Origin of the sequence: Bacillus aerolatus (assembly GCF_009183655.1) — a bacterium.
Taxonomy (GTDB): domain Bacteria; phylum Bacillota; class Bacilli; order Bacillales; family Domibacillaceae; genus Pseudobacillus; species Pseudobacillus aerolatus.
The window spans coordinates 262,315-273,947 of record NZ_WEIO01000001.1; the positions used below are offsets into that span (position 1 = coordinate 262,315).

Consider the following 11,633-nt stretch of genomic DNA (forward strand, 5'->3'; position numbering starts at 1 on the left):
TTTGTCACGTCTTCATTGATTGCAGCAAAAGGTTCAGATAAAATAATAGTAGGTAAAAAATTTAGAATTGTTTTAAGAAATAAATCAATTGTAGACGAAGGAGGAGATTACATGGGAATTCAAGAAATGAAAAGCCAGCAGTTTCCTGAGGTAACGATGGAGGAGTGGCAAAAGACAGCGGAAGCTTCTTTAAAAGGAAAGCCGTTGGAAGCGCTTTATACGACCACTTATGAAAATATATCAATAAAACCTTTATACAGTCCAGAAGAAGCGGAGGCGGCGAGAGCCGAGCAATATCCGGGGGAACCCGCTTACACGAGAGGTTTTTTTAAAGGCGGTTATATACAAAGACCTTGGAAAAACGCTCATTCCTTGTTAGCAGATACCCCCACCCGCTTAAAAGAAAAATTATCTGTGGCTTTACAAGAGGGCCAGAACGCGGTGTCGTTTGCTGTGGAAGAAGTGCCTAACATGACACTTGCTGAGTTTTCCGGACTGCCTGTCAATGAGCAGCCACTATACATAAACACGAAAGAACATTTTCTTGCGATTGCTTCCTTTTTACTGAAAGGAGAAGCAGGCAAGACGAGCGGAGCAGCGGGAACGGATCTCTTGTCCCTGTATGCAAAAAAAGGACTTATCCCGGGTGAGCAAGCGCTCGCTCTACAAATAGAAGCGATAGAAGAGTTAAAAGAGGCGTTTCCTGAACTGAAGACAATTCGCATCGATACCGTTCCTTATCATGAGGCAGGAGCGAATGCGTTTCAAGAAATTTCTATCGCTTTAGCTGAAGCGGTATTTTGGTTCGAGCGGCTGAAGGAAAAAGGTTGGTCCCCTGAGGAAACGGCTGAAAACATTCACTTTCACTTTGCCATCGGTTCGCAGTTTTTTATGGAAACAGCTAAGCTGCGTGCGTTCCGCAAAGCCTGGACAGCCTTATGTGATGCATATAGTATAACCGGGGACGCGGTAAAAGTAATGGTAGGAGCAGAAACATCTGCTTTCACTTTGTCGAAGCTTGATCGCCACGTCAACATTTTGCGCACAGGCAGTGAAGCGTTTTCTGCACTCGTTGGCGGAGTGGGATTTTTACAAGTAACTCCGTTTGACAAAGTGAACGGACAGTCAACTCCTCTAGGCGAGCGGATTGCCAAAAACATTCCGCTTATCCTGAAAAATGAATCCCACCTTGGAAAAGTCGTCGATCCGGCGGGAGGCTCTTATTATATCGAAACATTAACTGCGGAGCTGAGCAAAACGGCATGGGAGCATTTTTTAACGATTGAGGAAGCGGGCGGAATTCTTTCCATACTTCAAGCCGGCACTCTTCAAGAAGAGCTGGCTGCTGTTTTAGAAAAGAGAAATAAAGATCTTGCTGTACGCACAAAATCAATGATAGGCACGAACATCTATGCTGACCTTAGCGAACAAGTGCCCAGCGGAAAACCGAAACCGGAAGTGCTGCTGGCAGAAAATACAGTTTCTTCATTTAAAGAGATAGCAAAGAAAGTCAATGATCAAACGACACTCGCTGAGCTTCATGTAAAAGACAGCGGTAGTGCAATCATTCCTGTGAAAGCGCAAAGGCTGGCTGAGCCATTTGAAAGGCTGAGAGAGAGAGCGGAAAGAATTCAATCTTCTGGAAACACTTTAGAAGCGGGCCTTATTTGCCTAGGCAAGCTAAAAGAGTTTAAACCGCGGGCTGATTTCGTGACCGGGGTACTCTCAACAGGCGGGATTTCTGTTAAGTCGAGCGGAGAGTGCCAATCGGCCGAAGAAGCCGTTCAATTTGTAAAGGAAAGCGGCCTCGCTTATTACTGTATTTGCGGAAAAGATGAAGCGTATGAAACATTCGATCCGCAGCTCATAGAGACAATTAAGCAAACGGGAGCAGCGGTGCAAGTGGACCTTGCAGGCAGACTACCTGCTGAAGCGGAAGTGGAATGGAAAAAATCAGGTCTGGACGGATACGTCCATGCGGGGCAGAACATATTAGAGAAATTATCAGCTTTGCTTGAACTTTGGGAAGGAGAGACGACACATGAGTAAACCGGATTTTAAACAGTTCGCCCCAGCCGACAAGTTAAATAACTCGTCTCTGACAGAGTGGAAAGCGGCATTGGAAAGAGAAGTGAAACAATCATACGAAGAGCTGTCTTTTGAAACGAATGAACAAATATCGCTGCAGCTTCTTTACACGAAACAAGATATCGAGGGTTTTTACCATTTAAACGATTTGCCTGGTGTGGCACCTTTTACGAGAGGCCCTTACCCGACGATGTATGTGAACCGTCCGTGGACAGTCCGCCAGTATGCCGGCTTTTCAACAGCGGAGGAAAGCAATGCCTTTTACCGCCGTAACTTGGCAATGGGGCAAAAAGGATTATCTGTCGCGTTTGACTTGCCGACTCACCGCGGCTATGATTCTGATCATCCACGTGTTGTAGGCGATGTAGGAAAAGCAGGCGTGGCGATCGATTCAGTGGAAGATACGAAAATTTTGTTCGGTGGCATTCCACTGGACCAAATGTCCGTATCCATGACGATGAATGGCGCAGTGCTGCCCGTGCTGGCGTTTTATATCGCGACTGCAGAAGAACAGGGTGTGCCGCAGGAAAAGCTTTCGGGAACGATCCAAAATGATATTTTAAAAGAATATATGGTCCGCAACACGTATATTTATCCGCCGGACGTCTCAATGCGGATCATCGCCGATATTTTTAAATACACGTCCAAACATATGCCGAAATTTAACAGCATCAGTATTTCCGGTTACCATATGCAGGAAGCGGGAGCGCCTGCGGATATAGAGCTTGCGTATACGCTGGCGGATGGGCTGGAGTACGTGCGGACAGGGTTAAAAGCAGACATCGATATTGATTCGTTTGCACCGCGGCTCTCATTTTTCTGGGCGATCGGCATGAATTATTTTATGGAAGTCGCGAAAATGCGGGCGGCCCGCCGGATGTGGGCGCAGTTGATAAAGCCGTTCGAACCGAAAAACACAAAATCAATGGCGCTGCGAACACATTCGCAGACGTCTGGCTGGAGCTTGACAGAGCAGGATCCATTCAACAATGTGACACGCACGCTCATAGAAGCACATGCGGCGGCAATGGGCCATACGCAATCGCTGCATACGAATGCGCTGGATGAAGCGATTGCACTGCCGACTGATTTCTCTGCCCGCATTGCCCGTAATACGCAGCTGTATTTGCAGGAAGAAACAGGGATCACGAACGTCATCGACCCTTGGGCTGGCTCTTATTACGTGGAAGCACTAACAAATGAACTGATGGAAAGAGCATGGCAGCATATCGAAGAAGTAGAAGAACTCGGTGGCATGACGAAAGCAATTGAAACCGGACTTCCGAAGATGCGGATTGAAGAAGCGGCAGCGAGACGTCAGGCGCAAATTGATTCCGGAAAAGAAACGATCATTGGTGTCAACCGCTATCGCCTTGCGGAAGAAGACCCGATTGATATTCTTGATATTGATAATACAGCGGTACGGCTGAAGCAAATTGAGCGCCTGCAGCGGGTGAAAGATTCGCGGGATCAGGCGAAGGTGAGGGAAGCGCTGAAAGAGATCACTAAAGCAGCTGAAACAGGAGAAGGGAATTTATTAGAACTCGCGGTCAATGCAGCAAGAGTACGGGCGACGCTGGGGGAAATTTCCGATGCGATTGAAGATGTAAGCGGAAGGCATAAAGCGGTGATCCGGTCTGTGAGCGGTGTGTACAGTTCTCATTTCTCTGATGAAGGCCAAATAGCTGAAGTGAAGCAGATGACAGATGAATTTAACGAACAAGAAGGGCGCCGGCCGCGTTTGCTTGTCGCAAAAATGGGGCAGGACGGCCATGACCGCGGAGCCAAAGTCGTTGCAACTGCTTATGCGGATTTAGGCTTTGATGTCGATATCGGCCCTTTGTTCCAAACGCCGGAAGAAACCGCTTTGCAGGCGGTTGAAAATGATGTTCATGCCATTGGCGTCAGTTCGCTTGCTGCCGGCCACAAAACGCTTTTGCCGGCCTTGATTGCCGAATTGAAAAAGCTTGGCCGTGAAGATATCATCGTTTTTATCGGCGGTGTCATTCCAGCTCAAGACTACGAGTTTCTCCGTGCCAATGGAGCGGCGGCTATTTTCGGGCCGGGGACAGTCATCCCTGTTTCTGCCCAAAAAATTCTCGAAGAAATATACCGCAAGCTCGGTTACGAGGAAGTGGATGAATAATGAATAAAAACGAGCATCCAAACAACGAGGAAAGCAGCGAGTCTGCTCTTCACGTTATGAAAGGTGTAGCTTCTTCTCATGATGGGTTCGCTTCCTCGAAAAAGAAACGGTTTCAAAAAAAAGCAGAGAACTTGCCTGATGTAAATGCGCTGGCCGAAAAAGTGGCCGCAGGAGAACGGAAAGACTTGGCTAAAGCAATCACCTTTATTGAAAGCAATTCACGAAGCCATTATAAATACGGGCAGGAGCTGCTGCAGCAGCTCCTGCCCCGTACCGGCAAGTCGATTCGCATCGGCATCACAGGCGTGCCCGGAGCCGGAAAAAGCACATTTATTGAAGCGTTTGGCCATATGTTGTGTGAAAGCGGTTTGAAAACAGCCGTGTTAGCGATTGATCCAAGCTCATCAATTTCCGGCGGCAGCATTCTCGGCGACAAAACGCGTATGGAATTGTTAGCGAAACACCCGAACGCCTTTATCCGGCCGTCTCCTTCAAGTGGCACACTCGGAGGCGTACATAGGAAAACGAGGGAAACGATGCTTTTATGCGAAGCGGCCGGCTTTGATGTGATTCTTGTTGAAACAGTCGGCGTCGGCCAAAGTGAATTTATTGTCCGCAGTATGGTTGATTTCTTCCTGCTTATTATGCTGACAGGCGCAGGCGACGAACTGCAAGGGATGAAAAAAGGAATTATGGAGCTGGCGGATGCGATTGTCGTCAATAAAGCGGATGGCGACAATAAACGGCTTGCCGAAAAAACAAAGCAGGAGTTTAATCAAATGCTTCATATGCTGCAGCCGGCGACGGAAGGCTGGGAATCAAAGGCTTTTACGTGTTCTGCTATTAATAGGGAAGGGATCCGTGAGCTGTGGGATATGATTCAAGAGTTTGAGAAGAAAATGAAAGACAGCGGCATGTTTGAAGAACGCCGCCGTCTGCAAACGAAAGAGTGGCTGCATACACTCATTATGGAACAGCTGAAAGCGAACTTTTATGAGCATACGTATGTAAGAAGCCATTTGTCTCATATGGAACAAATGGCAATGTCAGGGGAAATAACGCCGGCACAGGCGGCCGAAGATTTATTTACTCATGTTTATCACTCCGGTGAATAAATGAAATAAAAAAGCGGCTGGCGCTCATGGAGCACCAGCCTCAAGCTAGGGAGTTTAGGGGTATAGATCTAGTTGCCTTATTCATGTTCCCCACTGAGAGATTTTAAAACATAAATAAACAAAAAATTAAAAGTGTTTAATTGAAAACATTTGGTGATTGTCTTATCATAAGAATACACGAAAGTGGGAAAAGGAGTGGTTATGATGAATATGGATTTTAACTTTTTAATGAACGATGTCGTTCGCCAGGCCCGTGAGGAAATCACAGCCGCTGGATATACACAGCTTCAAACACCGGAAGAGGTGGAAGAAACGCTTGCTAAAGAAGGAACAACACTTGTGATGATCAACTCTGTCTGCGGCTGTGCGGGTGGCATTGCCCGTCCGGCTGCTGCCCACTCTGTTCATAGCGACAAGCGTCCGGATCGCCTCGTGACGGTCTTTGCCGGCCAGGATAAAGAAGCTACAGCGAAAGCACGCAGCTATTTTGTTGGTTATCCGCCGTCCTCCCCATCGTTTGCTCTTTTGAAAGACGGCAAGATTTGCACGATGGTGGAGCGTCATGAAATCGAAGGGCATGATCCGATGTCCGTTGTGCAAAAGCTTCAAGACGCTTTTGAAGAATATTGCGAAGAAGTTTAACAACTAATTGAAGAGGCTGCCCCATAAGTGCCTGGCTCCTTCACTCACCAAAATATAGTATTTTATCATTTATTCTATACTATATCTAGGAGTGGAAGTGCCTTGCTTTTCTCGCTTGTGGGGCCAGTCTCTTTTTTTACGCTGCAGCTAATTTTTAAGTTCAGGAGACGATTATGTTTAAAATTGGGTATCGAACGGCGAAAACAGCAATTGGAACCGCCGCCGCTATTATGCTGTCTCAATGGGCAGGGCTCGAGAACTTTGTGTCGGCCGGTATTATTACGATCTTATGTATTCAAAATACGAAGAAAAAGTCGCTGCAAGCCGCCTGGAGCCGTTTTCTTGCCTGCGCAGTGGCGATGGTCTTTTCGTTTTTATTTTTTGAAGGCATCGGGTATTATGCGCCCGTCATTGGCTTGCTGCTGTTGTTTTTCATTCCGACGCTTGTAGCCATTAAGCTAAAAGAAGGGATTATCACAAGCAGCGTTATTATCCTGCATATTTTTTCGGCCGGTCAGGTAACAAAAGAGCTCGTGTTGAATGAATTCGGCATTATTACGATCGGAATTGGTGTCGCTCTTTTTATGAATTTATACATGCCGAGCGCGGAAAAAAAGCTGTACAGCCTGCAGGAAGAAATTGAAAAGAACTTTACAACGATCTTTCATGAAATCGCTCTTTATTTGCGGAATAAAGATCATATGTGGGACGGAAAGGAAATTATTAAAACAGAGAAACTGCTGAAAGAAGGAAAGACGCTTGCTTTTCGAAATGTGGAGAATCATTTACTGAAAGATAACACGCTGTTTTATAGTTACTTCCTCATGAGAGAAAAACAATTTGATATTATCGAGCGGATTTTAGGGATTGTCACTTCCATCTCGCACCAAGTAAAGGCAGCGGTTGTGCTTGCAGATTTTATGGATATTCTAAGCGCCCGTATCCATCCGGGCAATACGGCATTGGTTCATTTGCAGAAATTATACGATTTGAAAGCAGAGATTGACCGGATGGGCTTGCCGGCCACTCGAGAAGAATTTGAAGCACGAGCGGCACTGTTTCAATTCATTAAAGAGATGGAGCAATATTTACTCATAAAAAGCTCCTTTAAAGGGCTGAAAAAAGAGAAACCAGCCGGGCAAAAAAAAGAAGCCCGCGCCTGAAAGTGTGAACAGGCGCAGGCTTCTTTTTGGCAAGTTTTATAAAAACATGGATAACCCAAAAAACAAAGTAGAGACGAGCATCGTTACGAGCATAATATAAATAACCGTTTTCTGAACAATTTTATTTCTCATTAAAGCCTCTAACGCTCCTTTTTCATCTCGAGAAGATTCTTTATTTCTTTTATCATAGCGGCTTTTGCTTAAAATCTCAAGCTGAATTGCTGAAGGAAAAGCAGCAAAAAAGAAGGGATTTCACTATTTTTATCGAAAACTAAAGTGTTTGGGACTTTTTTAAAAGGGAGGTCATCACATTGAATGCTGTCGACCATATTGGCATCGCTGTCAGTTCACTTGAAGAAACGATGCGTTTTTATACGGAACAGCTCGGGCTTGTGCACATGAAAACGGAAGAAGTGGCTTCTGAAAGAGTAAAAGTGGCTTTTATTGATGCCGGCAATGTAAAGCTTGAACTGCTGGAACCGTTGAATAATGAAAGCGCTATCGCCAAATTTATTGAAAAACGGGGCCAGGGAATTCATCATATCGCATTTAAAGTGCAGAATATTGAAGAGCGCATTCAAGAAATTAAAAAAAATGGTATTCGAATGATTAATGAAACGCCGAAGCTTGGTGCAGGCGGAGCGGAAGTCGCTTTCATGCATCCAAAGTCAACACACGGTGTTTTATTTGAGCTGTGCGATAAGAGCAAGACGGAAGGAGAATGAAGGAAATAATGACAACCCCAGATATTTTCACAAGCATTAATGAGCTGTACGACAGACGCCGGGAAGTAGAGCTTGGCGGCGGAGATGAACGAATTGAAAAACAGCACGAAAAAGGAAAATTGACTGCTAGGGAGAGAATTGATCTGCTCGTTGATCCGGATACCTTCGTCGAGATCAATCCGTTTATTGAACACCGCAGTACATATTTTGGTTTAGAAGATGTGAAAGGACCGGGCGACGGTGTCGTAACAGGATATGGGAAAGTACATGGACGCCCTGTTTACTTGTTTTCTCAGGATTTTACTGTTTTTGGCGGCGCCCTCGGAGAAATGCACGCCAAAAAAATAGCGAATGTGATGGACTTGGCGGCGAAAAATGGTGCTCCCTTTATCGGCTTGAACGATTCAGGCGGTGCGCGTATTCAAGAAGGTGTCGTTTCGCTGGATGGTTATGGCCATATTTTCTACCGGAACGCCATTTATTCGGGTGTGATTCCGCAAATTTCAGTGATTATGGGTCCATGCGCGGGCGGGGCCGTTTATTCGCCGGCGATCACGGATTTTGTGTTTATGGTGGATAAAACGAGCCAGATGTTTATCACCGGCCCAAAAGTGATTGAAACGGTCACAGGAGAAAAGATTTCTTCCGAGGATCTCGGAGGATCAAAAGTACATAATGCAATTAGCGGCAATGCTCATTTCCGGGGAAGCTCTGAAGAAGAAGTGCTCGAAATGGTCCGTGCATTGTTAAGCTATTTACCGCAAAACAATGAAGAAAAAGCGCCAATTACTGAGTATTCCTTAGAAGATGATTATTGTAAAGACATTACAGATGTCGTACCTTTCGACGGACTGCGCCCTTATGATGTAAGAAAGGTTATCGAGCAAGTAGTTGATGCCGATTCGTTTATGGAAGTGCAAAAAGAGTTTGCCAAAAATATTGTTGTCGGTTTCGCCCGCATCAAGGGAGAAGTCGTTGGTCTCGTCTGCAACCAGCCGAAGTTTATGGCAGGCGGGCTTGACATCGACTCTTCTGATAAGGCGTCCCGTTTTATTCGCTTTTGTGATTCGTTTAATATTCCGCTTATTACTTTTGAAGACGTTTCCGGTTTCTTTCCAGGTGTCAAGCAGGAGCACGGCGGCATTATTCGTCACGGGGCAAAGATTTTATACGCTTATTCGGAAGCGACAGTTCCAAAGATTACGGTTATTTTACGAAAAGCTTACGGAGGAGCGTATGTGGCTCTCAACAGTAAATCGATCGGCGCAGATTTAGTTTTCTCCTGGCCAAATGCCGAAATTGCGGTCATGGGTCCACAAGGCGCAGCCAATATTATTTTTGCGAAAGAAATAGCGAACAGTGACAACCCGGAAGAGACAAGAGCGAGAAAGATCGAAGAATATCGTGAGAAGTTTGCCAATCCGTACGTAGCCGCGGCACGCGGCATGGTGGATGATGTGATCGACCCGCGCGAGACAAGAATTAAGTTGATTCAGGGACTTGAAATGATGAGAACGAAAAAAGAGGAACGTCCGAAGAAAAAGCACGGCAACATTCCTCTTTAATCCCTTACCCATCTGGCTTTGTTTGCTTGCCGGATGGGTATTTCAATACATGAAATATTTGGCACAGGACATCGGAAAGAGTATACTGAAAATGGGAAAATTGCAGGGAGGTACATAAAATGATCAACAAGGAACGGTTACTAAATGAATTTCTTGAGCTTGTTCAAATCGATTCGGAAACGAAACAGGAAGCAGCGATTGCGAAAGTACTGACAAGTAAATTTGAAGAGCTTGGTGTCCATGTTTATGAAGATGATTCCGCTGCCAAAACGGGTCACGGAGCTGGTAATTTAATTTGCACACTTGAGGCAACGAAGGATGGAGTGGACCCGATTTACTTTACGTCTCATATGGATACAGTCGTACCGGGTGCCGGCGTCAAACCAAGCATTGAAAACGGCTATGTCGTCACAGATGGAACGACGATCCTTGGAGCGGATGACAAAGCGGGCCTGGCAGCGATGTTAGAGCTGGTCAAAGTGTTAAAGGAACAAAATTATAGCCATGGCATGATCCAGTTTATTATTACGGCGGGAGAAGAATCAGGACTTGTCGGAGCGAAGGCGCTCGATCCTTCTCTTGTTAAAGCCAAGTTCGGCTATGCACTCGACAGTGATGGCACCGTAGGCAATATTATCGTCGCAGCCCCAACGCAGGCGAAAATTAAAGCTGAAATCTTTGGGAAAACAGCCCATGCCGGTGTCGCGCCTGAAAAAGGAGTATCCGCTATTACAATCGCAGCGAAAGCGATTGCCAAAATGCCGCTTGGCCGGATCGATGAAGAAACAACAGCTAATATCGGCCGTTTTGAAGGCGGACAGGCGACAAACATCGTGTGCGATTATGTCAATATTTTAGCAGAAGCCCGCTCGCTCGTTGCGGACAAAATGGAAGCACAAACAGCAAAGATGAAAGAAGCATTTGAACAAACAGCGGCTCATATGAATGGACGGGCAGAAGTGGAAGTCGAAGTCATGTATCCCGGGTTTAAATTTGGCGATGGGGACTACGTTGTAGAAATCGCGAAAAAAGCAGCCGCGCGAATCGGGCGCCCGAGTGAGCTCTTAACGAGCGGGGGCGGCAGCGATGCGAATGTCATTGCCGGCTTCGGCATCCCAACAGTGAATTTAGCTGTCGGATATGAAGAAATACACACAAAAAATGAAAGAATGCCGATTGAAGAATTAGTTAAGCTCGCGGAAATGGCTGTAGCCATTGTAGCTATTACGGCTGAAACAGAGTAGACAAAAAGACCGGTCGTTCTTTAAAGAAGAAACCGGTCTTTTTGTCTATTACCTTCTCCTTGTGGTACAGTAGAAGAAAAAATAGCCAAAAGGGGGAGTTTTTGTGCAAACAGTAAATAAAGCCGTTATTTTTGAAAGCGGCCGGGAAGAGTACGCTGTTCCGATCGAATCAGTGATTTCAATCGAGAAAGTAGACTTTATTAACCCGATCCCTCACATGCCTCTTTACATGAAGGGAATTACAAAAATCAGGGAAGAGCTCGTACCAGTTATTGATGTTGAAGCAGTTCTTTATAACCAGCCCCTGGTTGAGGTTGAAGAAGCGCGGCTGCTCGTCGTACAGACTCATTCGTTGCCGGCAGGGTTTTTAGTGAAGGATGCAAAAGAAATTATTGACATTCCGCAAGAGTCATTAAAGCAGATGGGGCTCGCTGCTTACGAAAAGACAAAATATTTCACAGGAGTAGCCGCTTTTTCAGAAAGGCTCGTAACGGTCATTAATCCGGATATTTTAGTGTCTTCGCTTGAAGGGATGAAAGATATACAAGATTACATGAGTAAGAACAAAGTATCGTCAACTTAAATTTTGCTGTTTGACGCAAGAACGGAGAGAATCGACATGAAGACGCTCATAGTTGCCGGGCATGCAAGGCTGCCTGGTGGGATGGCTGCCAAAAGCCTGTATGAAACCATCACAATTACTGCGGAAGTGGACCGTAAATACGGCGTGATTATCGAAGCTTCCTGTACATTGGCTACTGAACACGCCCGCACCTATTTTTCTTCGCTGCTGAAAGGATACAGCCTCCAGGATGGCTTGGAAGAGCCGCTGGAAGAAATTCGCACCCGCTATTTAGGAAAAGCAGGCAATGCCCTGGAATCAGCATTGAAAGACTTATATAAGCAATACCAGCAAGTAAATAGTTAATCACATAACAGAAAAAA

At 45.7% G+C, this 11,633-nt stretch carries 11 protein-coding genes; 10 read left to right on the forward strand and 1 reads right to left on the reverse strand.

What is annotated here, in order from left to right; genetic code table 11:
• Positions 1-111: 111 nt before the first annotated feature.
• From F9802_RS01390 to F9802_RS01410, 5 genes are all read left to right on the forward strand, one after another.
• The gene (locus F9802_RS01390) at positions 112-2,049 is read left to right on the forward strand and encodes a methylmalonyl-CoA mutase family protein (protein ID WP_152149355.1); all 1,938 of its coding nucleotides are present in this window, start codon (positions 112-114) and stop codon (positions 2,047-2,049) included.
• Positions 2,042-4,234 (forward strand): methylmalonyl-CoA mutase, encoded by a 2,193-nt coding sequence (gene scpA, locus F9802_RS01395; protein ID WP_152149356.1) that lies wholly within the window; start codon positions 2,042-2,044, stop codon positions 4,232-4,234. Before F9802_RS01390 ends, scpA begins: the two co-directional genes overlap by 8 nt.
• Positions 4,234-5,349 carry a methylmalonyl Co-A mutase-associated GTPase MeaB gene (meaB, locus tag F9802_RS01400; protein ID WP_152149357.1) on the forward strand — a complete coding sequence of 372 codons (1,116 nt, stop codon included), beginning with the start codon at positions 4,234-4,236 and terminating at the stop codon, positions 5,347-5,349. The genes scpA and meaB overlap by 1 nt, the downstream gene beginning before the upstream one ends.
• Before the next feature lie 204 nt (positions 5,350-5,553).
• The gene (locus F9802_RS01405; RefSeq protein ID WP_152149750.1) at positions 5,554-5,991 is read left to right on the forward strand and encodes a BrxA/BrxB family bacilliredoxin; all 438 of its coding nucleotides are present in this window, start codon (positions 5,554-5,556) and stop codon (positions 5,989-5,991) included.
• Positions 5,992-6,164: 173 nt separating this feature from the next.
• Positions 6,165-7,154 (forward strand): aromatic acid exporter family protein, encoded by a 990-nt coding sequence (locus F9802_RS01410; RefSeq protein ID WP_152149358.1) that lies wholly within the window; start codon positions 6,165-6,167, stop codon positions 7,152-7,154.
• A 36-nt stretch (positions 7,155-7,190) separates the two neighbouring features.
• Here the strand turns inward: F9802_RS01410 and prli42 are convergent, their stop codons facing one another.
• A complete protein-coding gene (prli42, locus tag F9802_RS01415) occupies positions 7,191-7,286 on the reverse strand; it encodes a stressosome-associated protein Prli42 (RefSeq protein WP_152149359.1) in 96 nt (31 codons plus the stop codon).
• 179 nt (positions 7,287-7,465) lie between these two features.
• Here prli42 and mce point away from each other — a divergent pair, with 179 nt between their 5' ends.
• From mce to F9802_RS01440, 5 genes are all read left to right on the forward strand, one after another.
• The gene (gene mce / locus F9802_RS01420; RefSeq protein ID WP_152149360.1) at positions 7,466-7,879 is read left to right on the forward strand and encodes a methylmalonyl-CoA epimerase; all 414 of its coding nucleotides are present in this window, start codon (positions 7,466-7,468) and stop codon (positions 7,877-7,879) included.
• On the forward strand, positions 7,876-9,444 hold the full coding sequence (locus F9802_RS01425; protein ID WP_225435103.1) for an acyl-CoA carboxylase subunit beta: 1,569 nt from the start codon (positions 7,876-7,878) through the stop codon (positions 9,442-9,444). The genes mce and F9802_RS01425 overlap by 4 nt, the downstream gene beginning before the upstream one ends.
• A gap of 119 nt (positions 9,445-9,563) precedes the next feature.
• On the forward strand, positions 9,564-10,688 hold the full coding sequence (locus tag F9802_RS01430; RefSeq protein ID WP_152149361.1) for a M20/M25/M40 family metallo-hydrolase: 1,125 nt from the start codon (positions 9,564-9,566) through the stop codon (positions 10,686-10,688).
• A 103-nt stretch (positions 10,689-10,791) separates the two neighbouring features.
• A complete protein-coding gene (locus F9802_RS01435; protein WP_152149362.1) occupies positions 10,792-11,271 on the forward strand; it encodes a chemotaxis protein CheW in 480 nt (159 codons plus the stop codon).
• Between the two features lie 36 nt (positions 11,272-11,307).
• A complete protein-coding gene (locus tag F9802_RS01440; RefSeq protein WP_152149363.1) occupies positions 11,308-11,616 on the forward strand; it encodes a DUF3870 domain-containing protein in 309 nt (102 codons plus the stop codon).
• Positions 11,617-11,633: the final 17 nt, after the last annotated feature.

What these genes read in the sequence shown, in the direction of transcription:
- F9802_RS01390 (WP_152149355.1), top strand. Translation starts at nt 112, where the DNA reads ATGGGAATTCAAGAAATGAAAAGCCAGCAGTTTCCTGAGGTAACGATG.
- scpA (WP_152149356.1), top strand. Translation starts at nt 2,042, where the DNA reads ATGAGTAAACCGGATTTTAAACAGTTCGCCCCAGCCGACAAGTTAAAT.
- meaB (WP_152149357.1), top strand. Translation starts at nt 4,234, where the DNA reads ATGAATAAAAACGAGCATCCAAACAACGAGGAAAGCAGCGAGTCTGCT.
- F9802_RS01405 (WP_152149750.1), top strand. Translation starts at nt 5,554, where the DNA reads ATGAATATGGATTTTAACTTTTTAATGAACGATGTCGTTCGCCAGGCC.
- F9802_RS01410 (WP_152149358.1), top strand. Translation starts at nt 6,165, where the DNA reads ATGTTTAAAATTGGGTATCGAACGGCGAAAACAGCAATTGGAACCGCC.
- prli42 (WP_152149359.1), bottom strand. Translation starts at nt 7,286, where the DNA reads ATGAGAAATAAAATTGTTCAGAAAACGGTTATTTATATTATGCTCGTA.
- F9802_RS01425 (WP_225435103.1), top strand. Translation starts at nt 7,876, where the DNA reads ATGAAGGAAATAATGACAACCCCAGATATTTTCACAAGCATTAATGAG.
- F9802_RS01430 (WP_152149361.1), top strand. Translation starts at nt 9,564, where the DNA reads ATGATCAACAAGGAACGGTTACTAAATGAATTTCTTGAGCTTGTTCAA.
- F9802_RS01440 (WP_152149363.1), top strand. Translation starts at nt 11,308, where the DNA reads ATGAAGACGCTCATAGTTGCCGGGCATGCAAGGCTGCCTGGTGGGATG.